We start from the raw sequence: 24,354 nt of genomic DNA on the forward strand, positions 1-24,354 counted from the left end.
TCCTTCGCCTGAGCACGCGCTTTTTTCAGCGAGACCGGCCCTCACGTTTCTTTGCCGTTACTTCGCCGATCGAGGCTGCTATGGCCTTGCCATGACTGAACTTGTGGACACCAAGCAGCCGGGCCACGCACGCTCGGATGCACCGCCGAACCATCTCGCCGAGGAGTTCGTCGAGACGCTGCGTCTCGCCGTGCCGTTGATGCTGACCCAGCTCGGGCAGATCGCGATGATCACCACCGATCTCGCGATGATCGGCCGGCTCGGCGAGGACGCGGTGGCCGCGGCGGCGCTGGCCCACACGGTCTATTTCGTCAGCTTCACCTTCGGGCTCGGATTGACGTCCGCAGTGTCGCCGCTGGCGGCGCAGGCGTTCGGCGCCGGCGATGTCAGACTGATCCGCCGCTCCTTGCGCGTCGGGCTATGGGCCGCGCTCCTGATATCGCTGCCGATGATGGCCTCGCCGCTCTATGGCGAGCAGATCCTGCTCGCGCTCGGACAGGCGCCGCAATCGGCCGCGCTGGCGCAGCACTATCTGAACGGCCTCGCCTGGGGCATCGCGCCGGCGCTCGGCTTCATCGCGCTGCGCAGCATGATGAGCGCGGTGAACCGGCCGCAGGCCCCGCTGTGGATCACGGTCGCGGCGATCCCGATCAACGCCGTCCTCGTCTACGCCCTGATCCACGGCCTGTTCGGCCTGCCGGAACTCGGCCTGTTCGGTGCTGGGCTTGCGACCACGCTGGTCAATCTCGGCACCTTCCTCGCCGCACTCGCTATTGCCGCATGGCGAAAGCCGTTCGCGGACTACCATCCGCTCGCCCATCTCTGGCGGATCGACTGGCCCTTGATGCGTCAGCTCGTCGCGGTCGGTGCGCCGATCTCGTTCTCGCTGCTGCTGGAGTATGGCCTGTTCTCCTCCGCGGCGCTGCTGATGGGACTGATCTCGACCGCCGCGATTGCCGCGCATCAGATCGCGCTCCAGGTCACCGCCGTGCTGTTCATGGTGCCGCTCGGCATCGGCATGGCGGCGACGGTGCGGGTCGGTCATGCGTTCGGCCGCGGCGATCCGGCGGCGGTGAAGCGCGCAGGGCTCGCCGCAGCCGTGCTCGGCGTCGGGCTGGTCTCCGCCCTGACGATCGCCATCGTCATCGGGCGCTACCAGCTCGGCCGGCTGTTCTTCGGCGGCGGCAGCGATAGCGCGGCCACCGTCGAACTGACCGGGACGCTGCTCCTGGTCGGCGCCACCTTCTTCATCGCCGACGGCCTGCAGACCATCATGGGCGGCGCGCTGCGCGGCATCAACGACACCAGGATGACGCTGCTGTTCGCGGCGATCGGCTATTGGGGCGTCGCCTTTCCCATCGGCTGGATGCTGGCGTTCCACACAGGGCTGGGCGCGGTCGGCGTCTGGATCGGATTCTCGACCGGCACATTCGTCTATGCCGGGCTCTTGATCTTGCGCTTCCGGATGCTGACGCGCAGATTGGCGGGATGAAGGGAACGGTCCACGAGGTCACGCCTGAGGTCGATGCCAATGCGCTGCTGGCCGGCGCGCAATTCATCGACGCCTTTCGCGTGGACATCGGTGCGGCGGCGGTGAACGCCCGCGAGGCCTGCACCAGGATGGTGCTGAACGGGCCGCGCTGGATCGACGCGCTGCTGCGCCTGCGCAACGTTCTGGTGAGGCCGTTCGGGCTGAAGACATCCGGTGAAGGCGTGCCGGCGCCGGGCGGCATGATTGGGCTGTTTCCGGTGCTGAGCGAGACGCCCGAGCGGCTGGTTGCCGGCTTCGACGATTCTCACCTCGACTTTCGCGTCGTGGTCGACGTTTCAGGCAATGCCGCGAGCCGTCACGTGACCTCGACCACGCTGGTGCGGACGCATAACCTGCTCGGCAGCACCTATCTCACCATCATCATGCCCTTCCACAAGCTCGTGGTCCGCAACATGATGGGACGGATCGTGGAGCCGGTGCGCTAACTCATTCCGCCACCCGCGCGGACTTGTCGCTCGACACCTCCGACCATTCGCCGACGACGCGATCGAGATCGCACAGATTCTGGTGCATCTGCTCCAGGGAGAAGCCGAGCGCGAAGAAGCGCTCGGCGGTGTCGCCGGGCTGGCCGCGAATCAGGCCGTCCTGGCGGACGGCGGCAACCGCTTCGGCGTAATGCTGGAGCGCGACGTGGACGGGATGGATCGGCGGCGCGCCTGCGCCCTCGCGCAAGGCCGCGGCGGCGGAGCGGAGAAAGCGCGCGATCACCGTCGAGACCTCCGTCAACGGGCCCGATAGTCGCGTCTGCACCTCGATCGGCAGTGGCACGACCGTCGCCCGGCCGATCATCACGACGTCATGGCGCAGCCGCAGGATGGTTCGAAGCAACGGGCCGGTATCCGGGCCGCTCGACAAGCGCGCGGCGCGCTCGCGCTCGGCTTCGGAGCCGATCGCGTCGAGGTTGACCATGGCCGTGCCGATGCCGTCCTGGATCCGGTGCAGCGCATCGGTGTCGCGGCCGCGCGTGAGGCCTGCAAGCAGCTCGGTGAAGGCATCGGCGATCAATTCGAGCAGCTTCGCCGCGCTGGCGCGGATCTGCCGCACCGCGCGCGAGGGCAGCACCAGGAACGAGACCAGCAATCCCGTGACGGCGCCGACCGCGACTTCGCTGACCCGATCGATCGCCGAGGTCATGGGATCGGAGTGATGCATGGTCGGAACCAGGAGCACGATCACCGCGGTCACGGTGGCGGCGCTGAGGCTCGGATTGATCGCGGCGATGAAGGCGAGCGGGGCGACGGAGAGGACCAGAAGCCCCAGCAGGCCGGCCTCGCTGGAATAGGGGATCAGGATCGCAATGGCGCCGCCATAGATGGCGCCGCCGATGGTGCCGAGCATGTAGTCGCGCGTCGCCTTCAGCGAGCGGCCGACGCTCATCTGGGTCACGATCAGCGAGGTCAGCACCGCCCAGAGCGGCAGCAACAGATGCAGGGCGGTCGCGATCGCATAGGCCGCAGTGGCGGCCACGGTGACCCGGATCGCCAATCCCAGCTGGGTCCGCCGCGACCTGATGCGGTCGAACAGCGCTTTTGCGAGTGCCATCGGCGGAAGTCCCGATCCTCTTGAAGCCAAGCAAAAGCATGGCTGATGCCCACGGCCGCAAGGCCGCTTGAAAGGCCAAATCAGCCCGCCTAACTTGCGCGCCAAACGAGGAAACACGATGGCCCACGAAACCGCAACGCTCGCTGCCTATGTCTTCAACCTGAAATACCAGGATATTCCGGCAGAGGTGCTGGAGCGCGCCAAGGTGCTGACGCTGGACTTCCTCGGCAGCGCGATCCGGGCACGGCGCGAGGCGGAATCGACCCCGTCGATGCTGAAGATGCTGGAGGCGCTGGCGCTCGACACCAAGGGCGAGTCCACCGTGTTCGGCGACACCAAGACCTGGACGCCGGCAATCGCGGCGCTGCTCAACGGCGCGCTCGGCCATTCCCTCGATTTCGATGACACCCACGCCGATTCCTCGCTGCATCCGAGCGCGCCGGTGGTTCCGGCCGCCTTCGCCGTCGGCGAGATGGTCGCCGCGTCGGGCCGCGACGTGCTGACCGCGATCGTCGCGGGCTACGAGGTCTGCTGCCGGCTCGGCAACGCGCTCGATCCGACCTCGCATTATGCGCGCGGTTTTCATCCGACCGCGACCGCCGGCACCTATGGCGCGGCCGCGGCGGCCGGCAAGCTGTTCGGGTTGAGCGAGAAGCAGCTGATCGCCGCGTTCGGCGTCTCCGGCAGCCAGGCCGCGGGCTCGCTGCAATTTCTGGTCAACGGCGCCTGGAACAAGCGCTACCAGGTCGGTGCCGCCGCGATGAACGGCGTGATCGCCGCAACGCTGGCGCGCAACGATTTCGTCGGCGCGACTGAATCGGTCGAGGGCAAGCACGGATTGCTCGCCGGCTATACCGACGACGCGCATCCTGACAAGGCCGTCGCCGAGCTTGGCAAGACTTATGAAACGATGAAGATCGGCGTGAAGCCGTATCCGAGCTGCCGCTACACCCATGCCGCGATCGATGCCCTGATCGCGATGCGGCGCGAGCACAATCTGACACCCGACCAGGTCAAGCGCGTCGAGATCGGCCTGCATCGCAACGGCATCACGCTCACCGGCGACGCCGCGACCAAGCGCCACCCGCGCTCGATCGTCGGCGGCCAGTTCTCGATGTTCTTCACCGGCGCGCTCGCGCTCGACCAGGGCTCGTTCGGCTGGGACGACTACAACCGGCTCGGCGATGCCGCGATCGACGCGCTCGCCGACAAGTTCGACGTGGTGCAGGACGATCGGCTCGAGATCGGCCGCACCCATCCCTTTGGCGCGCGCGTCAGCATCACCACCGACGACGGCGTGCATGAGCGGCTCTATGCCGATCCCTCCGGCGAGCCGACCTCGTTCCCGGACACGCAGGCGATGCAGCAGAAATTCCTGACGCTGGCGCGCCCGGTGCTGAACGCGCGCGCGGAGAAATTCGCCGATGCGATCATGACGCTGGAGCGGTTCGACCGCGTGGCGAAGGCGACGGAGTTGGGGAGGTAGGACTCGCCCGCAGCCCTCCGCTTACCCTCCCCTGGAGGGGCAGGGCAATCGCATATGGCATTTTGCGCGACCTGAGCAGCCGGGGCATGACAGTGAAGTCTGTGGCGGCCTTTGTCGCGACGACGATGTGAAATCCTGCTAGGCTCCCGCTCAACAAAGCCAAAGAAGGAGTCCACCATGAGCTGGCAGCCCTCCAACGATCCCGTGCTCGGCGATCCCATGTCCTGCGATGCGCTCGATCTCGTCATCGTGCCGCGAACGCGCGATCTCGGCGATGGGTTCGCGGTTCGCCGCGCATTGCCGCATGGCAAGCGGCAGATGGTCGGGCCCTTCATCTTCTTCGATCATTTCGGACCGGTGCAGTTCGTCTCCGGCAAGGGCATGGACGTGCGGCCGCATCCGCATATCGGACTCGCCACCGTCACCTATCTGTTCGACGGCGCGATCATGCATCGCGACAGCGAGGGCAACGTCCAGGAGATTGCGCCGGGCGCGATGAACCTGATGACGGCCGGACGCGGCATCGCGCATTCCGAACGCACGCCGGATGCGCAGCGCGCCTCGGGCCAGAAGATGCTGGGCCTGCAAAGCTGGATCGCGCTGCCGGCCGGATCGGAAGAGATCGCGCCGTCGTTCCAGCATTATGCGGCGGGCGACTTGCCGATGATCTCCGAGCGCGATTTTACCGCACGGGTGATCGCGGGCTCGACGTTCGGCATCGCCTCGCCTGTCGCGATGGTCTCGCCCTGGTTCTACACCGAGGTCACGGCGGTCGCGGGCGCGACGGTGCCGCTCGATCCTGATCATGAGGAGCGCGCGATTTACCTGGTCGACGGCGAGGTCGAAATCGCAAACGAGCGTTACGAGGGTCCGCGGCTGCTGATCTTCCGCCCCGGCGACCGCATCACCGTGAAGGCGCTCAAGGCGACGCGGATGATGTTTCTCGGCGGCGATGCACTGGAGGGACCGCGCCACATCTGGTGGAATTTCGTCTCCTCCAGCAAGGAGCGGATCGAGCAGGCCAAGCAGGACTGGAAAACCGGCCGCTTCGCGGCAGTTCCGCAGGAACACGAGTTCATTCCGCTGCCGGAATAGGCTAATCCGGTTTCCGGCCGCGCGAACAGGCGCGGCTGGATTCCCTGCACGAAGGCTTTGCCGATGACCACCATGCTCTCCAGCGACCTGCCCCTGCCCAAGATCGGACGCGGCAAGGTGCGCGACATCTACGCCATCGACGATGACCGCCTGCTACTCGTCACCACCGACCGCATCAGCGCCTTCGACGTGGTGATGGGCGAGACCATTCCGATGAAGGGCGCGGTGCTGACTCAGATCAGCGCGTGGTGGTTCGGTGAGCTCGAAGGCGTGGTGCCGCATCACATGATCAGCGCCGACACCGACGCGATCGTCGCGGCTGTGCCGGCTTTGAAACCTCACCGCACGGAGATCCTCGGCCGCGCCATGCTATGCAAGCGCACCACCGTCTTCCCGATCGAATGCGTGATCCGCGGCTATCTCTCGGGCTCGGCCTGGAAGGAATACGCCGCGAGCGGCACGCTCGCCGGCGAGAAGCTGAAGGCCGGCCTCGTCGAGAGCGAGAAGCTCGAGCCGGCGATCTTCAGCCCGGCGACCAAGGCCGAGAGCGGCCATGACGAGAACATCACGATCGCGAAGATGCGCACTGTGGTCGGCAACGAGGTCGCCTACACGCTGGAGAGCATGACGCGCGCGATCTACACGCTCGGCGAGGAGCTCGCCCGCGAGCAGGGCATCATCATCGCCGACACCAAGTTCGAGTTCGGGCGCGACAAGGACGGCCGCATCATCCTGATCGACGAGGTGATGACGCCGGATTCCTCGCGCTTCTGGGCGGTGGATGCCTACAAGCCCGGCCAGCCGCAGGCGAGCTTCGACAAGCAACCCTTGCGCGACTATCTCGACGTCGAACGCCGCGCCGGCCGCTGGAACGGCGACGCCCCGCCGCCGCCGCTGCCGGCCAGCGTGGTGGACGCGACCAGCAAGAGGTATCTGGAAGCGTATCGGCGCGTGACGGGGAAAGAGCTGAAGATTTAGGACTCGTTGCCCCCGCGCGTTCTGTCATTACGAGGAGCGAAGCGACGAAGCAATCCAGACTGCCTCCGCGGATACATTTCTGGATTGCTTCGCTTCGCTCGCAATGACGTGGAGAGATGATGGTGGCCTAGACCCCCGCCATCATCACGTATTTGATCTCGACATATTCGTCCATGCCGTGATGCGAGCCTTCGCGTCCCAGGCCGCTTTCCTTGACGCCGCCGAAGGGCGCGACCTCGGTGGTGATGAGACCGGTGTTGACGCCGACCATGCCCGATTCCAGCGCTTCGGCGACGCGCCAGACCCGGCCGAGATCGCGGGAATAGAAATAAGAGGCGAGACCGAACGGCGAGGCGTTGCACATCGCGATGACGTCAGCCTCGTCCTTGAAGCGGATCACCGGTGCGAGCGGACCGAAGGTCTCTTCCTGCGACACCAGCGAGTCCGGCTTGACGTCGGCGAGCACCGTCGGCTCGAAGAACGAGCGTCCGAGCTCGCTGCGCTTGCCGCCGGTCACGACCTTGGCGCCGCGCTTGATGGCATCTGCAATGTGGCGCTCGACCTTGTCGACCGCCTTCATGTTGATCAGGGGTCCTTGGGTGACGCCACTCTCGGTGCCGTCGCCGATCTTCATTGCCGCGACCTTCTTCGACAGTTTCTGCACGAACTCGTCGTAGATCTTGTCCTGGGCGTAGATGCGGTTGGCGCAGACGCAGGTCTGGCCCATGTTGCGATACTTGGAGACGATCGCGCCTTCGACCGCGGCGTCGATGTCGGCGTCGTCGAACACGATGAACGGCGCGTTGCCGCCGAGCTCGAGGCCGAGCCGCTTCACACCAACCGAGGCCTGCTGGTAGAGGATCTTTCCGACCGCGGTCGAGCCGGTGAAGCCGACGAAGCGCACCGCCGGATGCTCGCACAGCACCTTGCCGATCGGCGGTGCGTCACCCGTGATGATGTTGAGCACGCCCTTGGGGATGCCGGCCTTCTCGGCGAGCACGGCGAGCGCCAGCGCCGACAGCGGCGTCTCGTTGGCGGGCTTGAGCACCACGGTGCAGCCGGCGGCCAGCGCCGGCGAGACCTTGCGCGTGATCATCGAGTTCGGGAAATTCCACGGCGTGATCGCGCCGCAAACGCCGATCGGCTGCTTGATCGCGAGCAGGCGCGCATCGGGCCGCTGGCTCGGGATGGTCTCGCCATAGACGCGCCTCGCCTCTTCCGCGAAGAACTCGATATAGGCGGCGCCGATATCGACCTCGCCGAGCGCCTCGGTGAGCGGCTTGCCCTGCTCGGAGGTGAGGATCAGCGCGAGATCCTCGCGGTTGGCGACGATCAGCTCGAACCATTTGCGCAAGATGTTGGAGCGCTGCTTGGCGGTGTGCTTGGCCCAGCCCGGAAAGGCGCGCTCGGCGGCTTCGACCGCCCTGGTGGTGTCGTCAGCACCAAGCTGCGGAACCTTCGCGAGCTCGACGCCGGTGGCGGGATTGTTGACGGCAAAGACCGGCGTGCCGACCCAGGCGCCGTTGATATAGCAGGCCTCCTTCAAGAGCGAGGGATCCTTCAATCGGCCGCGCAGGGTGGCGGTGGCTTGCGGGGCGCGTGCGGCGGCGGTCTGGGTCATGGCGTTTCTCCCTGGCGATCGGATCGGGCCGGAATATAGGGACAGACGGCGCGCAATGCACCGCCCCGCCACGCACATCTGATGGGACTTCTATTCGGGGCGATCGGTCCTTCACCTCTCCCCGATGGGGAGAGGTCGGTACCCATCCATCCGCTGGACACCGTGAGCGCGGAAACAGCTCTGCGCGGTCTTGAGGCTGGTTACGCCGCGCCGCTCATATAGGTCTCTCGCCGGCCGATCATGCGCTCGGCCGCGGCCTTGGCGTCCGCCTTCGAGGATGTCGCGCATGTGCGGTATTCGAGATCGGGGACATGAGAGGTGTCGCGACGGCCGAACCAGGATTTCGACCCGACCGGCAGCAGCGCCAGTGCCTGCGCCAGATTGTCGACGGCGCCGAAGGAATGGAGTGCGCCGGTGCCGGCGATGCGGACCTCGTAAATGCCGGGCGAAATCGGCGCCTCCAGGTTCTCGCCGCGTCCCGGACGGGGATAGCGCTTCCATTCGCTCCAGGTCGAAATCATCTGAGGTCCCCCTCGCCGCCCAACCACGGCCGGCAACATTTGCATCAAGTCTTAATCGGCCCATGGATCGGACCGGGTGCTGAACCCGACAGCTCACGAAATGTTTCAGGTCCGAAAACTCACGAAACATATCGCCTGCAGCCCGCCTCGAGTGAGGGCGAAGTTCGGCCATCCACCACAGATTGTGAGACAGCATCGCCGTTCAGCCCCGTTGTCGTCCTGCGTGGGACCAAACCCGTCAAGTCACGACATCGCGACCGGCGCAGGTACATAGATGCGCTTGCCGCGCCGGACATGCGGGAGGACAATCGATCCCTTCCAACAATAATCAAACCCGAGGAAACGCCATGCAAAGCCAAGCACAGATCGATGAGATTCTGCGTCAGAAGAGCGAGACCAAGGAGATTCCGGGCGTCGTCGCCATCGCCGCCAGCGGCAGCGACGTCCTGTACCAGGGCGCATTCGGCAAGCGCGACCTGTCCAAGCCCGATGCGATGACAATCGACAGCGTGTTCTGGATCGCGTCAATGACGAAGGCGGTGACATCAGCGGGCGCGATGCAGCTGGTCGAGCAGGGCAGGCTGTCGCTGGATGCGCCGATCGGCGATGTGCTGCCCGATCTCGCCGAGCCGCAGGTGCTCGAGGGTTTTGATGCCAAGGGCGAGGCGAAGCTGCGCCCGGCAAAGGGACCGATCACGCTACGCCAACTCATGACCCACACCGCCGGCTTCTGCTACAATATGTGGAACGGCGATCTCGCGGTCTATCTGGACAAGAACGGTATTCCCGCCATCACCACCTGTCAGAACGCGGCACTGAAGACCCCGATCATGACCGATCCCGGCACGCGCTGGGAATACGGCACCAACATCGATTTCGTCGGCAAGGCGGTAGAGGCCGTCAGCGGCAAGCGGCTCGATGCCTATTTGCGCGACAATCTGTTCACCCCGCTCGGCATGAGCGACACCGCATTCAAGATCACCGACGACATGCGCAAACGCCTCGTTGGCATGCATGCGCGCGGCGAGGACGGCCAGCTCGCATCGATCCCGTTCGAACTCGAGCAGGAGCCGGAATTCCACATGGGCGGCGGCGGCCTGTATTCGACCGCGGCCGACTACATCAAGTTCACCCAGATGATCCTCAACAAGGGCCGCGGCAATGGCAACCAGGTGCTGAAGGCCGAGACGGTCGCGACGATGGGGCAGAACCACATCGGTGATCTCGCCATGGGCAAGATGACCACGGCGGCGCCGATGTACACCAACGACGTCGATCTCTATCCGGAGCAGGTGAAGAAATGGGGCCTCAGCTTCATGATCAACACCGCCAAGACCGCCGAAGGGCGCAGCGCCGGCAGCCTCGCCTGGGCAGGCCTCGCCAACACCTATTACTGGATCGATCCGGCGCGCGACATCACCGGCGTGATCCTGATGCAGCTGTTGCCGTTCGCCGATGCGAAATGCCTGGAGGCGTTCGCGGGATTCGAGCGCGGGGTCTATGCCGGGCTCGATGCTGCTGGAAGCGGGCAGAAGGCGGCGTGAGGAGCTGAGACTCTCACCACTCGCGACGCATCGGCCGTGTCGAAGTGAGACCGCGGCCGAGACATGAACTCCCATCCTCCCCTGGAGGGGGAGGATCGGTTCGCATGTAGCGAAGCTGCATGCGAACCGAGGTGGGGTGAAGCCGCGGCGAAGATCTCAACATAGAAGGCCACGCAACAGCCGCGAATGCACACGGGCCGGAACGCACCACCGAACGTGCTGAAAGACCGTCACCCCACCCCGCTCGCGCTGCGCGCGATCGACCCTCCCCCTCCAGGGAGGGTAAGAGCTAAACCGTCAACCCGCGCTGCTGTGCCAGCTCCTTCAGCGACACAAGCGGGCGGGCGCCGATGTGCTGGATCACTTCGGCGGCGGCGAGCGCGCCGAGCTCGCCGCACTGCTTGTACGCAAGGTTGCGCGCGAGCCCGTAGAGGAAGCCTGCGGCGAACAGATCGCCGGCGCCGGTGGTATCGACCACCTTGTCGACCGGGAAGGCCGGCGCTGCGACGGCGTCTTCCACCGAGACCACCATGCAGCCCTTCTCGCTGCGGGTGACGACGCCGAGATTGACGTCATTGCGCAGCTGCTTCAGCGCGGTGTCGAAGTCCGAGGTCATGTAGAGCGAATGCAGCTCGGACTCGTTGGCGAACACGATGTCGACGGTGCCGCTACGCATCAACCCGAGAAATTCGTCCCGATAGCGGTCGACGCAGAAGGAATCCGACAGCGTCAGCGCCACCTTGCGCTTGGCCTCATGGGCGATCTTGGCCGCCTTGACGAAGGCCTCCTTGGCGTTCTTGGGGTCCCAGAGATAGCCTTCGAGATAGACGATGCCAGCGCCGGCAATCTCGGCCGGATCGATGTCGGCGGGCGACAGGTCCTGCGCTGCACCGAGATATGTGTTCATGGTGCGCTCGCCATCGCCGGTGACCAGGATGTAGGAGCAGCCGGTGGCGGGGCCGTCCTTGGCGGCGGGCGTGTTGAAGGCGACGCCGGCGGCGCGGATGTCGTGAACGTAGAGCTTGCCGATCTGGTCGTCCTTGACCTTGCCGACATAGGCGGCGCGTGCCCCCAGGCTGCCGATGCCGACGATGGTGTTGGCGGCCGAGCCGCCCGAGACCTCGGTCGCCGGACCCATGTCCTTGTAGATGGCGGCCGCGCGCGCCTCGTCGATCAGCGACATGCTGCCCTTGGTCATGCCATGTTTGGCCAGAAAGGCCTCGTCGGTCCTGACCAGCACGTCGAACAGCGCGTTGCCGATGCCGAGAACGTCATATTTCACGTCAGCCATTCACCTTGATCCTGTTTGCCGGATTGCGGACCTTACGGAAATCCGCTTCCTGTCGGCCTGAAATCCAAGCTCGCGGCCTATCACGACCGGGCCTTGGCGGGCAAGCAACGGTATTTTCGAGAGCAATGATCCGCTCCTTCCTGACCGTCTCGACGGGAACGCTGGCCTCGCGGCTGCTGGGTTTTGCGCGCGATTCCCTGATTGCGGCGCTGCTCGGCACCGGTGCCGTGGCGGACGCGTTCCTGGCGGCGTTTCAGCTCGTCAACGTGGTGCGCCGGCTGCTTAGCGAAGGCGCGCTGAACGCGGCGCTGATCCCGGCCTGGCTGCGCGCCCGGGATCGCGGCGGGGCGGCGGCCGCAGCAGCATTCGCCGGACGCGTGCTCGGCACGGTCAGCGCCGCCCTGATCGCGATCTCGATCCTGATCGCATTGTTGATGCCGCTGATCATCACGGTCATCGCGCCGGGATTCGTCGGCAGCGGCACGCTCGATCGCGCGGTCGAGAACGCGCGGCTGATGCTGCCCTATCTCGCCTTCGCCGGTCCCGTCACCGTGCTGATGGGGTTGCTCAATGCGCAGGGCCGCTTCGCGCTGACGGCGTTCTCGCCGCTGCTGTTCAACATCGCGCTGATCGCCGCGATCGCGGTGCTGCTCGTCGAGCGCGCAGACGCCAGCTTCGCTGCTTGGATCTTGGCGGCTACCGTCGGCCTCGCCGGCCTGCTGCAGCTCCTGATGCTGCTGTCGCAGCAAAGCGCGCATCTTGCGGCGCCGCTGCGCGCCAGTTTCGACAAGGAGATGCGCGGCTTCTTCGCCAAGGCGGTCCCCGGCATGATTGCAAGCTCGGGCCCGCAATGGCTGATGGTGGCCGGCGCGATCATCGCATCCGCGACGCCGTCCGCGGTGTCCTGGCTCTATTTCGCCAACCGCTTGATCGAGCTGCCGCTCGGCATCGTCGGCGTCGCCATGGGCACGGTGCTGGTGCCGGAGCTGACGCGCGCCGTGAGTAGCGGCGATCGCGACGCCGTGGCACATGCCGAATCCCGCGCACTGGAGCTTGCGACCGGGCTGACGCTGCCGGCGACCCTCGGCCTGATCGTATTGGCCGAGCCGATCGTGCGACTGCTGTTCGAGCATGGCGCGTTCGGCGCGGAGGACAGCGCGGCGACGGCACATGCGTTGATGTGGCTGGCGCTGGGGCTGCCGGCGCATGTGCTGATCAAGGCGCTATCGCCGGCCTTCTATGCCCGCAGCGACACGATGACGCCGCTGCTGGCCACCGCGATAGGTTTCGTGGTCGCTGTCGTGCTGGCCGTCCTGCTCGGCCATGTCTTCGGCGCGAGCGGGATTGCGGCGAGCATCGCGGCCGGCGCCTGGAGCAGCGCGCTCTCGCTGCTCCACAAAGGTACGGCCGAGTTCGGCTTCTCGGTCGATGTAGCCGCCCGCAAGCGACTGCCGCGGATCGTGCTGGCCGCGGTCGCCATGGGCGCCCTGCTCTGGCTGACTGCAGGTCTAGTGCCTGCCGAGACCCATGACTTCAAGATCCATGGCTTCATCAAATTCGTCGCGCTGGGCGTGCAGATCGCGGCCGGGATCGCCGTCTACGGCCTGCTGCTGCAGATCCTCGGCGCCGCCTCCTGGCGCGAGGCGGTTAACGCGCTGAAACGGCCCGGCTGAACCACGAGCCCAGCGAAATACCCTTGACGGAGCAGCGCCGCTGTTGGAAACGACGGCGCGAATACCTATGGGAAGGCTGACCATGCCATTCGTTGAACGGGTCTTTTCGGGCGTCCAGCCGACGGGCAATCTGCACCTCGGCAATTATCTCGGCGCGATCGTCAACTTCGTGAAGATGCAGGAAACCCACAATTGCATCTATTGCGTGGTCGACATGCACGCGATCACGCAAGGGTTGGACGTCTGGGGCGGACCGGCCGAGCTCACGCGCAACACCCGCGAGGTCACAGCGGCGTTCATCGCGGCCGGCATCGACCCCAAGAAGCACATCGTGTTCAACCAGAGCCAGGTCTCGGGCCATGCCGAGCTCGCCTGGATCTTCAACTGCGTCGCCCGCATGGGCTGGCTCGGCCGCATGACCCAGTTCAAGGAGAAGGCCGGCAAGGACCGCGAGAACGCCTCCGTCGGGCTGTTCGACTATCCCGTGCTGATGGCGGCGGACATCCTGCTCTATCGCGCCACCCACGTGCCGGTCGGCGAGGACCAGAAGCAGCATCTCGAACTCTCGCGCGACATCGCGCAGAAGTTCAACAATGATTTCGGCGATTCCATTCGCGCCCAGGGGCACAATGACGGCCTGTTCTTCCCGCTGCCGGAACCCTTGATCACGGGCCCGGCGACGCGTGTGATGAGCTTGCGCGACGGCACCAAGAAGATGTCGAAGTCGGATGCCTCGGACAATTCGCGCATCAACCTCACCGACGACGCCGACACCATCGCGCAGAAGATCCGCAAGGCGAAGACCGATCCGGAGCCGCTGCCGACGGAGGAAAACGGCCTGGAAGCGCGCCCCGAGGCCGACAATCTCGTCGGCATCTTCGCCGCGTTGTCCGCCCGCTCCAAGGCCGACGTGCTGCGCGAATTCGGCGGCGGCCAGTTCTCCAGCTTCAAGAACGCCCTGGCGGAGCTGTGCGTCACCAAGCTCGCGCCGATCGCCGGCGAGATGAAGCGCCTCGTCGCCGATCCCGGCCATATCGACGCGATCCTGAACGAGGGATCCGACCGGGCGCGCGCGATCGCCGACGAGACCATGAAGCGCTCCAAGGACATCGTCGGCTTCATCCGCCGGCGCTAGGCGCCAAGGCGCCGGCCGCGTCTCCTCTCCCCAAGCGGGAGGGAGTGTGGCAGCATGCGCCCATGCACATTCCGGGACATGCATGACCAGCAGACGACTTTGCTACGAGCCGGGTCACAAGCCCAAATGCCTCGTCATCGTCGACGACAGCGCCGAATGGGATCGCGCGGTCTATTACGCCAGCCGCTGGGCGATCCGCGCAGGCGGCGGCGTCGTGATGCTGCGCATCATCGAGCCCGAGGAGCAGACGCAGGAATGGCTGGGGGTCGCCGACATCATGCGCGCCGAGGCCCAGGAAGCAGCCGAAGCCGCGCTCGACCGTGCCGCGGGCCGCGCCAACGGCATCGCCGCGATCACGCCGGAACGGGTGATCCGGGAAGGCGCCGCGATGGAACAGCTGCTCGCCGTGATCGACGAGGACCCCGACATCGCCATGCTGGTGCTCGCCGCCAATCCCGGCGCGGAGGGCCCCGGGCCTTTGGTCACGCTGCTCGCGCATGCGCTGGGCACCTTCCCGGTGCCAGTAACGATCATCTCCGGCGCCCTGAGCGACCAAAGCGTGGATTCGCTGTCGTAGCCGCTCTTACCCTCCCCTGGAGGGCAGGGGAGGGTAAAGGCCAACCCTCTGATTTTTATGGACTAATATCCCGTCACCCCTTGATCGTGCGTTCGCCGTCGCCATCTGCTAGGGGATAGAGCACGCGCCGGCCTTGAACCGGCGACGTCTGGAGAAAACCATGTTCATTCAAACCGAAGCCACGCCTAATCCTGCCACGCTCAAGTTCATTCCCGGCCGCGTGGTGGTCGATGGCAGCCCCGTGGAGTTTTCGAGTCGCGAAGCCGCAGGCCGTTCGCCGCTCGCCGAAAAGCTGTTCGACGTGCCCGGCGTCACCGGCGTGTTCTACGGATCGGACTTCATCACCGTGACCAAGGCGAGCGGTGAATGGCAGCAGCTCAAGCCCGCGATCCTGGGTGCGATCATGGAGCACTACATGTCGGGTGCGCCGCTGCTTGCCGACGGCACGGCGCAAAGCGATGCCGATCTCGACGACGAGGACGAGTTCTTCGACGAAGCCGACGCCGAGACGGTCGACATGATCAAGGACCTGATCGAGACCCGGGTGCGGCCGGCGGTCGCCAATGACGGCGGCGACATCACCTTCCGCGGCTTCAAGGACGGCATCGTCTATCTCAACATGAAGGGCGCCTGCTCCGGCTGCCCGTCATCGACCGCGACGCTCCAGCACGGCATTCAGAATCTGCTCAAGCACTTCGTGCCCGACGTGGTCGAAGTCCGGCCGATGTGATCGGCCAGCGAATGGCTAGGTGCGAATGGCGAATGGCATTCCGATCGGCTAGACTGTTCGCTATTCGCCACTCGCCATTCGCTTTTTCATGCTGATCCTTGCCATCGATACTGCGCTGGAGGCCTGCGCGGCGGCCGTGCTGGACACCGATGCCGGCGAGTTTCTTGCGCAGGAATCGCTGCTGATGAAGCGCGGCCATGCCGAGGCGCTGATGCCGATGATCGCGCGCGTGATGCAATCCGCCAGCCTCGCCTTCACCTCGCTCGACCGCATCGCCGTCACCGTCGGCCCGGGCAGTTTCACCGGCCTGCGCGTCGGCATCTCGGCGGCTCGGGGCCTTGCGCTTGCGGCGAAACGGCCGGCAGTCGGGCTGACGACGCTGTCGGCCTATGCCGCGACCGTTGTCGGCCAGAGCGGAACGGCGCCGGTGATCTCTGCGATCGATGCGCGGCACGATCACGTCTACTTCCAGATCGTCGCCGGCGACGGCAGCCAGCTGGTGCGGCCGGGTGTCGCCCCCATCGACGAGGCGATCGCGGCCTCGCAATTCGGCTCGCCGCATCTGGTCGGCAATGCCGCCGAGCTCCTCGCCGATCGCTGGCCGAAGGATGGACCGCAACCTGTTGCGGTCGACGCGCAGCCTGCGCCCGACATCGGCTGGGTCGCCTGGCTCGGTGCGGCGGCCAATCCCGAGACCACGCCGGCGCGGCCGTTCTATCTGAAGGCGCCAGACGCCAAGCCGGCGGCACAGAAGCCGCTCGCAGCGCAAGCCGCAACCTCATGATGGGATGGCTGTCGGAATGGTGGCGCGGCGGCACGGCCGTCGTCGAGCCTGCGACCTTGCGCGACGCCACGCGGCTGGCGCAACTGCACGGCGCCTCCTTCGCGCGCGGCTGGGGCGAAGGCGAGTTCGAGAGCATGATGAGCGAGCGCAACACGCTGGTGCACCGCTTGCGTCTCGGCCGCAAGACAATCGGATTTGCGGTGTCGCGGATCGGCGCGGACGAAGCGGAAATTCTCTCGATTGCGGTGGACGGGGGTCATCGCGGCCGCGGCCTCTCCCGCACGCTGCTGATGACCCATCTTGGCCATCTCGCCGGGCGCGGCGTGCGCACGATATTTCTCGAAGTCGAGGAAAATAACCAGCCGGCGCGGCGGCTGTATGATCGGGCCGGATTTACGGTGGTCGGACGCCGCGAACGCTACTATAAGCAGCCGAACGGGGAACAGTTGAACGCCCTTCTGATGCGACGTGACTTGTCGTAACATTGGTGGCAGAAAGCGCCCGCCAGGCAGACAACGCTATGACCACACTGAAATCTTCTTCTGCATCCACGGCGTCCGGTATCGAGTCGCGCTGTGCCGCCACGGGCATGCGCATGACCGAGCAGCGCCGCGTCATCGCCCGCGTGCTCGCGGAAGCGGTCGATCATCCCGATGTCGAGGAACTGTACCGGCGCTGCGTTGCGGTCGACGACAAGATCTCGATCTCGACCGTCTATCGCACCGTGAAGCTGTTCGAGGATGCCGGCATCATCGAGCGCCACGATTTCCGCGAGGGCCGCGCGCGCTACGAGCAGATGCGCGACAGCCATCACGACCACCTCATCAATCTGCGCGACGGCAAGGTGATCGAGTTCACTTCCGAAGAGATCGAGAAGCTCCAGGCGGAGATCGCCCGCAAGCTCGGCTACAAGCTGGTGGATCACCGACTCGAGCTCTATTGCGTCCCGCTCGACGACGACAAGCCGACGTCTTAAGTGGCATGATCTTGTCGGAAAACCGCTCCACACTTTTCCGGATCATGCCTTAGTGCCCATCGATCTCATCATCTTCGATTGCGACGGCGTGCTCGTGGACAGCGAGGTGATCTCCTGTCGCGCGCATGCGGACGTGCTGACCAAACACGGCTATCCGATCACGTCGGAGCAGGTGTTCGAGCGCTTCCTCGGCCGCTCGACGCGGCAGGCCAATTTCGAAATCGAGACCGAGCTTGGCCGCAAGCTTCCCGAAGCCTACCACGGCGATCTGCAGGACGAGCTGTTCCGCTCGTTCGAGGCCGACCTCGAAGCGATCCGCGGCATCCATGATGTGCTCGATGTCGTCACCCAGCGCGTCTGCGTCGCCTCGAGCGGCTCGCATCAGCGCATGAGCGTGAGCCTGGGGAGCACCGGGCTCTACGAGCGCCTCGCGCCAAATATCTTCTCGGCTTCGCAGGTCAAGGACGGCAAGCCCGCGCCGGACCTGTTCCTGTTCGCGGCGAGCGAAATGGGCGTGCCGCCCGAGCGCTGCGTCGTCATCGAGGACAGCCTGGCCGGGATTGCCGGCGCGCGGGCGGCGGGAATGACCGTGTTCGGCTTTTACGGGGGCAGCCATTGCGGAGACGGCCATGCCGAGGCCCTGCGCCAGGCCGGCGCCAATCTGACCTTTGCCGACATGCATCAGCTGCCGGAGCTGCTCCGGCGGGTCGAAACGGACGCCCTGGCGGGCTGATCTCGTCCGCTTGACGTCATTCCGGGACACGCGCGACGCGCGTGAACCCGGAATCCAGAGGTTTTGGCGCGAGATTCCGGGTTCGCGACTGCGTCGCGCCCCGGAATGACACAGTCTGAGGGCCTCATTCGCTGGATTTTCGCCCCTCCAACCTATATCTGAAGGCCGTCCTCCACCTCCATTTTCGGGTTCCATGACGCCGCCGCGCAAGCTGCACATCAAATCATATGGCTGCCAGATGAACGTCTACGATGCCCAGCGCATGGTGGACACGCTGGCTCCGGAAGGATTCGTGGAGACGGCCAGCGCTGATGACGCCGACCTCGTCATCCTCAACACCTGCCATATCCGCGAAAAGGCCTCCGAGAAGGTCTATTCCGAGCTCGGCCGCCTGCGCGTCGCCAAGGACGAGGCGGCGCGCGCGGGCCGCGCGATGCAAATCGCGGTCGCGGGCTGCGTGGCGCAGGCCGAGGGCGAGGAGATCGTGCGCCGGGCGCCTGTCGTCGACGTCGTGGTCGGACCGCAGAGCTATCATCATCTGCCGGAGCTGTTGAAGCGCGCCGGCATCGAAGGCCGCGCGATCGAGACCGAATTTCCGGCTGAGGATAAGTTCGGTCTTCTGGCGCAGCCCAAACCCGATGCAATCCGCGCGCGCGGCATTTCCGCTTTCGTCACGGTGCAGGAAGGCTGCGACAAGTTCTGCACCTTCTGCGTCGTGCCGTATACGCGGGGCGCCGAAGTCTCGCGGCCGGTCGCGAAGATCGTCGACGACGTGAAGCGGCTCGCCGACAACGGCGTGCGCGAGCTCACGCTGATCGGGCAGAACGTCAATGCCTATCACGGCGAGGGGCCGGACGGGAAAGCCTGGCCGCTCGGCCGCTTGCTCGAACATCTGGCGACGATTCCCGGCATCGCGCGGCTGCGTTATTCGACCAGCCACCCCCGCGATGTCGACGACAGCCTGATCGCGGCCCATCGCGATCTCGGTGCCCTGATGCCGTTCGTGCACCTGCCGGTGCAATCGGGCTCGGACCGGATTCTGGCGACCATGAATCGCAAACATACCGCCGATGATTACCGCCGTGTCATCGACCGTTTCCGCAGTGCCCGCCAAGACATTGCTTTTTCATCAGATTTTATCGTCGGCTTCCCCGGCGAGAGCGAGCAAGATTTTCTCGCCACCCTCGCGCTTGTCACGCAAATCGGCTACGCTGCGGCTTATTCGTTCAAATACTCCGCCCGGCCGGGAACGCCGGCCGCGGACATGCAGGAGACGGTGTCCCCCGCCGAGATGGACCAGCGATTGGAGCGACTCCAGGAACTGATCGACAGCCAGCAATCGGCCTTTAACAAGGCTGCGATTGGCTCAACGGTCGATGTGCTGTTCGAGCGTCCGGCCCGCAAGGATGGCCAGATCGTGGGCCGCACCGCATACCTCCAGCCCGCCCATGTGATGGCCTCGCCCGACATCATCGGACAAATCCTGCCGGTCCGCATCGACAGCCTCGAGCGCTACAGTTTTCTCGGCGAGCTCGTGACGCCGCGTGGCGCGCGCGAGCCCGCTTTATCGCAAGCCACTGGAGCCTGAACCCTTGCCAAAAAGCGCATCGGATTCGTCTTCGTTCGCTCCCAGCCGCAAATTTGACCGCGACATGCAAGTTCCGCCCGAGACCCAGGTCGTCATTGACTTCGACGACAACCGCGCCGCTTCCGCGCTGGTCGGCCCGTACGGCCAGCACCTGGCGCAGATCGAGCGGCGGCTCGGCGTGGTGGTCGATTCCAAGGGCAACCACATCACGATCGGCGGCACCCGCGACGGCTGCGACGCCGCGCGCCGGGTGCTGGAGATGCTCTACGCGCAGGCAGTAAAGGGACAGGACCTCGACCAGGGCGAGGTCGAGGGCGCCATCCGCGCCGTGATCGCGCAGGGCTCGCTATTCGAGTTCGACGCCAAGTCAGCCAAGTCCACCTTCGACAGCATCAACCTGCGCAAGCGCCCGGTGCGCGCGCGCACGGCGGCGCAGGATTCCTACATCCGCGCGCTGAAGCGCCACGAGCTGGTGTTCGGCATCGGCCCCGCCGGCACCGGCAAGACCTGGCTCGCCGTCGCCCATGCCGCGCAGCTGTTCGAGCGCAAGGAGGTCGATCGCATCATCCTGTCGCGTCCGGCGGTGGAGGCCGGCGAGCGGCTCGGCTTCTTGCCCGGCGATCTCCGCGAGAAGGTCGATCCTTATCTGCGGCCGATCTATGATGCGCTCTACGACCTCATGGATGCGCGCATCGTCGAGCGTGCGCTCCAGACCGGCGAGATCGAGATCGCGCCGCTCGCCTTCATGCGCGGCCGCACGCTCACCAACGCCGCCATCATCCTGGACGAGGCCCAGAACACCACGTCGATGCAGATGAAGATGTTCCTGACGCGTCTCGGCGAGAACAGCCGCATGATCGTGACAGGCGATCCCTCGCAGATCGACCTGCCCAACGGCCAGACTTCGGGCCTGGCCGAGGCGACCCGCCTCTTGAACGGCGTCGAGGGAATTGCCCAGGTTCATTTCAAGGCCGAGGACGTGATCCGCCACGAACTCGTGGCGCGGATCGTCGCCGCCTACGAAGGGCCGCCGCAGCGGCCGGCCACCGGTCAATCCTGACGAGGCAACACCGGACCCAGAGGGCGCGAAGACGGCGCCTTTCGTCCGAGACAACACAATGTCCCATCCCAACCTTCCCATGACCGAGGTCCTCGTCGTCGCCGATTGCTGGCAGCGCGAGCCTAGTTCCGAAGACGTGATCCAGCGCGCGGTGGCGGCCGCCGCCGAGAGCGTTGACGAAGACGTTGCCGACGCCGAAGTGGCTGTGATGCTGACCGATGACGCCGGCATCCGTGCCCTCAACAGCAACTGGCGCGGTATCGACAAGCCGACCAACGTGCTCTCGTTCCCCGCGCTGCAGCCGGAGGGCGCGTGGAAGCCGGGCGATGCGCCGCGCATGCTCGGCGACATCGCGATCGCCTACGAGACCATGCGGCGCGAGGCGGACGAGGAACAAAAGCCGTTCGACCACCATTTGAGCCATCTCGCCGTGCATGGGTTCCTGCACCTGATCGGTTACGACCACGAGAACGACGGCGACGCCGAGGAGATGGAAGCGCTCGAACGTGAGATCCTGGCTCACCTCGGCATACCCGATCCCTATGCAGACCGCCCGGGGACGCATTGAGATGCCGGATTCCGATCCGATCCAAGACAATCCGCGCAACACGCCAAATTTGCCGGCCGTGGTGACACAAGGCGAGGTGATGCGCCCGACGGCGGACAACTGGCTGCTGCGCGCCATCCGGACGCTGTTCGGCTGGAAGGCGGGATCGGTCCGCGACGACCTGCAGGTCGTGCTGGACGCGACGACACCCGACGACACCGGCTTCTCCGCGGTCGAGCGCACCATGCTGCGCAACATCCTCGGCCTGCACGAGCGCCGTATCGCCGACGTGATGGTGCATCGCGCCGACATCGTCGCGGTGAAGCGCGACATCCCGCTCGGGGAACTGATGGACCGCTTCGAGGGCGCCGGCCATTCCCGCCTCGTGGTCTTCAACGAGACGCTCGACGATCCCGTCGGCATCGTCCACATCCGCGACCTGCTCGCCTTCATGACCGCACGCGCCCGCGTGTCGGAAACCACCAAGACCAAGCGCAAGAAGCCGCTGCCGGCCGGGCTCGACCTGCGTGCCGTCGATCTCGCGCTGCCGCTTCATGACGCGCACATCATCCGCAAGCTGCTCTACGTGCCGCCGTCGATGCGGGCGATCGACCTGCTCGCGCAGATGCAGGCCTCGCGCATCCATCTGGCGCTGGTGGTCGACGAATATGGCGGCAGCGACGGGCTGGTCTCGATCGAGGACATCGTCGAGCAGATCGTCGGCGAGATCGATGACGAGCACGACAGCGACGAGCCGCCCTCGATCGTGCGCCTGCCCGACAACGCCTTCATCGCCGACGCCCGCGCCAGCCTTGACGACGTCCGCTCGGTGATCGGCGAAGATTTCATCACCGGCGACGCCGGCGAGGATGTGGAGACCCTGGGCGGCTATCTCGTCAGCTTCGTCGGACGTCTGCCGGTGCGCGGCGAGGTGATCTCCGGGCCCGGCACCTACGAGGTCGAGGTGCTCGATGCCGATCCGCGCCGCGTCAAGCGGCTGCGCATCTCGACACGGAAGGAGCGTCCGGCGCCGCGCACCCAGCGCGAGAGCCGGCGCCGTGAAGCCACGCCGGAGAGCGGCCAACCGCCGGCCAGCGACACGCCCACGCCGCCGCCGAGCGAGGGGGCCGGCCCGCAGTGAGCCCATCGCAGCGACTTCGGCAGATCGCGCTTGCCGTCATCCTCAGCTGGGGATGGCAGCGCGCCGTCATCGCCCTGGCGGCGGGGGCCCTGTCGGTGCTGGCGCTGGCGCCGTTCAACCTGTTCCCGGTGCTGTTCGTCACCTTCCCGGTGCTGGTCTGGCTGATCGACGGCGCCGGGGGCGGCCGCTATGGCGGCGTCCCCGCCGCCGCGCTGACCGGCTACTGGTTCGGGCTCGGCTATTTCGTGCCCGGCCTCTATTGGATCGGCTACGCCTTCTTCGTCGACGCCGACATGTTCGCCTGGCTGACGCCGTTCGCCGTGCTGGGCCTGCCGGCCTATCTTGCGATCTTCACGGCGATCGGCTTTGCGTTGGCGCGCCTGCTCTGGACCAAGAACGCCACCCGCGTGCTGGCGCTCGCAGCGAGCCTCACCATCAGCGAATGGCTGCGCGGTCACGCGCTGACCGGCTTTCCCTGGAACGCGTTCGGCTATGCGCTCTCCGAGCCACTGCCGCTGGCGCAGACGGCCTCGCTGATCGGCCTGTGGGGCATGACGTTCCTGACGGTTGCGATCTTCGCAAGCCCGGCGACGCTGATCGACCACACGCCCGATAGCCGCCTGCAATGGCGTGTGCCGGCCGCCGCCGCCGCGCTCCTGGTTGTCATGAGCATCTTCGGCGCGATCCGGCTGTCGCTGCATCCGACCGCGATTGTATCAGGCGCCAAGCTGCGCCTCATGCAGCCGAACCTGCAGCAGGACGCGAAATTCAACTACGCCGCCAAGGCGGAGGTGATGAAGAAATACCTCGCGCTGTCGGACCGAGCCTCCGGCCCGCAATCGACCGGCGTGCGTGATGCCACCATCCTGATCTGGCCGGAATCCGCCTTTCCGTTCTTCCTGACCCGCGAAGCCGACGCGATGGCGCAAATCGCGGACCTCCTGCCCAAGGGCACCGTGCTGATCACGGGATCGGTCCGCGCGCCCGACCTGCCGCGGGGCACGCCGATCACGCGCGCCTACAACTCGATCTACGTGATCGATCACGACGGCAGCGTGCTCGCAGTGTACGACAAGCTGCACCTGGTACCGTTCGGAGAATTTCTTCCCTACCAGGCGCTGATGGAGAAGTTCGGTTTCGAGCAACTGACGCGTGTGCGCGGCGGCTTCATTCCCGGCACCGTGCGGCATGCGCTGCCGGTCGCCAGCGCACCGCCTGCGCTGCCGCTGATCTGTTACGAGGCCATCTTTCCCGGCGAAGTGGCTGGACGCAACGAACGTCCGGGCTGGATCGTGAACCTCACCAACGACGGCTGGTTCGGCATCTCGACCGGCCCCTATCAGCATCTGGAGCAGTCGCGAATGCGCGCGATCGAGCTCGGATTGCCGCTGGTCCGCTCCGCCAATACCGGCGTCTCCGCAGTGATCGATCCGGTCGGGCGCACGGTCGCGAGCCTCGGTCTCGGAATCGAAGGCATTTTGGATGCAAACCTGCCGGCCGCGATTCCACCGACCATCTATGCACGGGTGGGTGATGCGCCCGCAGCCATGCTCGTTGCGGTGGCCGTGCTCCTGGCGGTCCGCCGACGCGTCGGCAAGCATCAGCCCTGATCGCGCCGCCGCCGAAGCGGCCGGAATCCTTTGACAACCGTAGTCCCACGGTTGACAGACTGCACGCGGGCTCCCCATTCTGCACCGGCTGCGAAAGACAGCGGTGCATTGCTAAATTTCTCCGCAATGTTTCCCAATAACAGGGTTTGATTTTGACGATGCTGCACCCG

Annotated in this window: 23 protein-coding genes; 19 read left to right on the forward strand and 4 right to left on the reverse strand. The window is 65.8% G+C overall.

The features are described from left to right. Positions 1–91 precede the first annotated feature (91 nt). Both ACVIIV_RS06710 and ACVIIV_RS06715 read left to right on the forward strand, forming a co-directional pair. The gene (locus tag ACVIIV_RS06710; RefSeq protein ID WP_456743498.1) at positions 92–1,492 is read left to right on the forward strand and encodes an MATE family efflux transporter; all 1,401 of its coding nucleotides are present in this window, start codon (positions 92–94) and stop codon (positions 1,490–1,492) included. After that, complete coding sequence (locus tag ACVIIV_RS06715) at positions 1,489–1,977, forward strand: DUF2867 domain-containing protein (protein ID WP_456743499.1); 489 nt, start codon at positions 1,489–1,491, stop codon at positions 1,975–1,977. Before ACVIIV_RS06710 ends, ACVIIV_RS06715 begins: the two co-directional genes overlap by 4 nt. 1 nt (position 1,978) lies before the next feature. On the opposite strand, the gene ACVIIV_RS06720 is transcribed toward ACVIIV_RS06715, so the two are convergent. After that, on the reverse strand, positions 1,979–3,094 hold the full coding sequence (locus ACVIIV_RS06720; RefSeq protein ID WP_456743500.1) for an FUSC family protein: 1,116 nt from the start codon (positions 3,092–3,094) through the stop codon (positions 1,979–1,981). A 118-nt stretch (positions 3,095–3,212) separates the two neighbouring features. On the opposite strand from ACVIIV_RS06720, the gene ACVIIV_RS06725 reads away from it, so the two are divergent. From ACVIIV_RS06725 to ACVIIV_RS06735, 3 genes are all read left to right on the forward strand, one after another. Then, the gene (locus tag ACVIIV_RS06725) at positions 3,213–4,580 is read left to right on the forward strand and encodes an MmgE/PrpD family protein (protein WP_456743501.1); all 1,368 of its coding nucleotides are present in this window, start codon (positions 3,213–3,215) and stop codon (positions 4,578–4,580) included. 177 nt (positions 4,581–4,757) lie between these two features. Beyond that, a complete protein-coding gene (locus ACVIIV_RS06730) occupies positions 4,758–5,675 on the forward strand; it encodes a pirin family protein (RefSeq protein WP_456743502.1) in 918 nt (305 codons plus the stop codon). A gap of 63 nt (positions 5,676–5,738) precedes the next feature. Further along, positions 5,739–6,653 carry a phosphoribosylaminoimidazolesuccinocarboxamide synthase gene (locus tag ACVIIV_RS06735; RefSeq protein WP_456743503.1) on the forward strand — a complete coding sequence of 305 codons (915 nt, stop codon included), beginning with the start codon at positions 5,739–5,741 and terminating at the stop codon, positions 6,651–6,653. 127 nt (positions 6,654–6,780) lie between these two features. On the opposite strand, the gene ACVIIV_RS06740 is transcribed toward ACVIIV_RS06735, so the two are convergent. Continuing rightward, on the reverse strand, positions 6,781–8,274 hold the full coding sequence (locus ACVIIV_RS06740) for an NAD-dependent succinate-semialdehyde dehydrogenase (RefSeq protein WP_456743504.1): 1,494 nt from the start codon (positions 8,272–8,274) through the stop codon (positions 6,781–6,783). Positions 8,275–8,474: 200 nt separating this feature from the next. Next, the gene (locus ACVIIV_RS06745) at positions 8,475–8,795 is read right to left on the reverse strand and encodes a hypothetical protein (RefSeq protein ID WP_456743505.1); all 321 of its coding nucleotides are present in this window, start codon (positions 8,793–8,795) and stop codon (positions 8,475–8,477) included. Positions 8,796–9,142: 347 nt separating this feature from the next. On the opposite strand from ACVIIV_RS06745, the gene ACVIIV_RS06750 reads away from it, so the two are divergent. Further along, a complete protein-coding gene (locus ACVIIV_RS06750; protein ID WP_456743506.1) occupies positions 9,143–10,339 on the forward strand; it encodes a serine hydrolase domain-containing protein in 1,197 nt (398 codons plus the stop codon). A 289-nt stretch (positions 10,340–10,628) separates the two neighbouring features. On the opposite strand, the gene ACVIIV_RS06755 is transcribed toward ACVIIV_RS06750, so the two are convergent. Continuing rightward, a complete protein-coding gene (locus tag ACVIIV_RS06755; RefSeq protein ID WP_456743507.1) occupies positions 10,629–11,630 on the reverse strand; it encodes an adenosine kinase in 1,002 nt (333 codons plus the stop codon). Between the two features lie 125 nt (positions 11,631–11,755). Here ACVIIV_RS06755 and murJ point away from each other — a divergent pair, with 125 nt between their 5' ends. The 13 genes from murJ (at position 11,756) to lnt (ending at position 24,184) form a co-directional block, all read left to right on the forward strand. After that, positions 11,756–13,303, forward strand: coding sequence for a murein biosynthesis integral membrane protein MurJ (gene murJ, locus ACVIIV_RS06760; RefSeq protein WP_456743508.1), 1,548 nt, complete (start codon positions 11,756–11,758; stop codon positions 13,301–13,303). Positions 13,304–13,385: 82 nt separating this feature from the next. Continuing rightward, complete coding sequence (gene trpS / locus ACVIIV_RS06765) at positions 13,386–14,438, forward strand: tryptophan--tRNA ligase (RefSeq protein WP_456743509.1); 1,053 nt, start codon at positions 13,386–13,388, stop codon at positions 14,436–14,438. A gap of 82 nt (positions 14,439–14,520) precedes the next feature. Continuing rightward, positions 14,521–15,015 (forward strand): universal stress protein, encoded by a 495-nt coding sequence (locus tag ACVIIV_RS06770; RefSeq protein ID WP_456743510.1) that lies wholly within the window; start codon positions 14,521–14,523, stop codon positions 15,013–15,015. 160 nt (positions 15,016–15,175) lie between these two features. After that, positions 15,176–15,745 carry a NifU family protein gene (locus tag ACVIIV_RS06775; protein WP_061879905.1) on the forward strand — a complete coding sequence of 190 codons (570 nt, stop codon included), beginning with the start codon at positions 15,176–15,178 and terminating at the stop codon, positions 15,743–15,745. Positions 15,746–15,833: 88 nt separating this feature from the next. Further along, entirely contained in the window at positions 15,834–16,529 is a 696-nt protein-coding gene (tsaB, locus tag ACVIIV_RS06780; protein WP_456743511.1) for a tRNA (adenosine(37)-N6)-threonylcarbamoyltransferase complex dimerization subunit type 1 TsaB, read from the forward strand. Beyond that, on the forward strand, positions 16,526–17,011 hold the full coding sequence (rimI, locus tag ACVIIV_RS06785) for a ribosomal protein S18-alanine N-acetyltransferase (RefSeq protein ID WP_456743512.1): 486 nt from the start codon (positions 16,526–16,528) through the stop codon (positions 17,009–17,011). Before tsaB ends, rimI begins: the two co-directional genes overlap by 4 nt. Positions 17,012–17,049: 38 nt before the next feature. Beyond that, the gene (locus tag ACVIIV_RS06790) at positions 17,050–17,505 is read left to right on the forward strand and encodes a Fur family transcriptional regulator (RefSeq protein WP_456743513.1); all 456 of its coding nucleotides are present in this window, start codon (positions 17,050–17,052) and stop codon (positions 17,503–17,505) included. A gap of 52 nt (positions 17,506–17,557) precedes the next feature. After that, positions 17,558–18,238, forward strand: a complete 681-nt coding sequence (locus ACVIIV_RS06795; RefSeq protein ID WP_456743514.1) for an HAD family hydrolase — start codon at positions 17,558–17,560, stop codon at positions 18,236–18,238. A gap of 193 nt (positions 18,239–18,431) precedes the next feature. Next, positions 18,432–19,826 (forward strand): tRNA (N6-isopentenyl adenosine(37)-C2)-methylthiotransferase MiaB, encoded by a 1,395-nt coding sequence (gene miaB, locus ACVIIV_RS06800; RefSeq protein ID WP_456743515.1) that lies wholly within the window; start codon positions 18,432–18,434, stop codon positions 19,824–19,826. Positions 19,827–19,890: 64 nt separating this feature from the next. After that, positions 19,891–20,886 (forward strand): PhoH family protein, encoded by a 996-nt coding sequence (locus ACVIIV_RS06805; RefSeq protein ID WP_456743516.1) that lies wholly within the window; start codon positions 19,891–19,893, stop codon positions 20,884–20,886. A gap of 58 nt (positions 20,887–20,944) precedes the next feature. Then, positions 20,945–21,454 (forward strand): rRNA maturation RNase YbeY, encoded by a 510-nt coding sequence (ybeY, locus tag ACVIIV_RS06810; protein ID WP_456743517.1) that lies wholly within the window; start codon positions 20,945–20,947, stop codon positions 21,452–21,454. 1 nt (position 21,455) lies between these two features. Further along, positions 21,456–22,574, forward strand: coding sequence for a hemolysin family protein (locus ACVIIV_RS06815; protein ID WP_456743518.1), 1,119 nt, complete (start codon positions 21,456–21,458; stop codon positions 22,572–22,574). Then, a complete protein-coding gene (gene lnt, locus ACVIIV_RS06820) occupies positions 22,571–24,184 on the forward strand; it encodes an apolipoprotein N-acyltransferase (RefSeq protein ID WP_456743519.1) in 1,614 nt (537 codons plus the stop codon). The genes ACVIIV_RS06815 and lnt overlap by 4 nt, the downstream gene beginning before the upstream one ends. Positions 24,185–24,354: the final 170 nt, after the last annotated feature.

Source organism: Bradyrhizobium sp. USDA 4354, from assembly GCF_054060315.1.

Coding starts and splice junctions, on each gene's coding strand:
- ACVIIV_RS06735 (WP_456743503.1), top strand. CDS start 5,739: ATGACCACCATGCTCTCCAGCGACCTGCCCCTGCCCAAGATCGGACGC.
- ACVIIV_RS06730 (WP_456743502.1), top strand. CDS start 4,758: ATGAGCTGGCAGCCCTCCAACGATCCCGTGCTCGGCGATCCCATGTCC.
- ACVIIV_RS06770 (WP_456743510.1), top strand. CDS start 14,521: ATGACCAGCAGACGACTTTGCTACGAGCCGGGTCACAAGCCCAAATGC.
- trpS (WP_456743509.1), top strand. CDS start 13,386: ATGCCATTCGTTGAACGGGTCTTTTCGGGCGTCCAGCCGACGGGCAAT.
- ybeY (WP_456743517.1), top strand. CDS start 20,945: ATGTCCCATCCCAACCTTCCCATGACCGAGGTCCTCGTCGTCGCCGAT.
- ACVIIV_RS06755 (WP_456743507.1), bottom strand. CDS start 11,630: ATGGCTGACGTGAAATATGACGTTCTCGGCATCGGCAACGCGCTGTTC.
- miaB (WP_456743515.1), top strand. CDS start 18,432: ATGACGCCGCCGCGCAAGCTGCACATCAAATCATATGGCTGCCAGATG.
- ACVIIV_RS06750 (WP_456743506.1), top strand. CDS start 9,143: ATGCAAAGCCAAGCACAGATCGATGAGATTCTGCGTCAGAAGAGCGAG.
- ACVIIV_RS06715 (WP_456743499.1), top strand. CDS start 1,489: ATGAAGGGAACGGTCCACGAGGTCACGCCTGAGGTCGATGCCAATGCG.
- rimI (WP_456743512.1), top strand. CDS start 16,526: ATGATGGGATGGCTGTCGGAATGGTGGCGCGGCGGCACGGCCGTCGTC.
- ACVIIV_RS06815 (WP_456743518.1), top strand. CDS start 21,456: ATGCCGGATTCCGATCCGATCCAAGACAATCCGCGCAACACGCCAAAT.
- ACVIIV_RS06710 (WP_456743498.1), top strand. CDS start 92: ATGACTGAACTTGTGGACACCAAGCAGCCGGGCCACGCACGCTCGGAT.
- tsaB (WP_456743511.1), top strand. CDS start 15,834: ATGCTGATCCTTGCCATCGATACTGCGCTGGAGGCCTGCGCGGCGGCC.
- ACVIIV_RS06740 (WP_456743504.1), bottom strand. CDS start 8,274: ATGACCCAGACCGCCGCCGCACGCGCCCCGCAAGCCACCGCCACCCTG.
- ACVIIV_RS06790 (WP_456743513.1), top strand. CDS start 17,050: ATGACCACACTGAAATCTTCTTCTGCATCCACGGCGTCCGGTATCGAG.
- ACVIIV_RS06775 (WP_061879905.1), top strand. CDS start 15,176: ATGTTCATTCAAACCGAAGCCACGCCTAATCCTGCCACGCTCAAGTTC.
- ACVIIV_RS06745 (WP_456743505.1), bottom strand. CDS start 8,795: ATGATTTCGACCTGGAGCGAATGGAAGCGCTATCCCCGTCCGGGACGC.
- ACVIIV_RS06720 (WP_456743500.1), bottom strand. CDS start 3,094: ATGGCACTCGCAAAAGCGCTGTTCGACCGCATCAGGTCGCGGCGGACC.
- ACVIIV_RS06725 (WP_456743501.1), top strand. CDS start 3,213: ATGGCCCACGAAACCGCAACGCTCGCTGCCTATGTCTTCAACCTGAAA.
- murJ (WP_456743508.1), top strand. CDS start 11,756: ATGATCCGCTCCTTCCTGACCGTCTCGACGGGAACGCTGGCCTCGCGG.
- ACVIIV_RS06805 (WP_456743516.1), top strand. CDS start 19,891: ATGCAAGTTCCGCCCGAGACCCAGGTCGTCATTGACTTCGACGACAAC.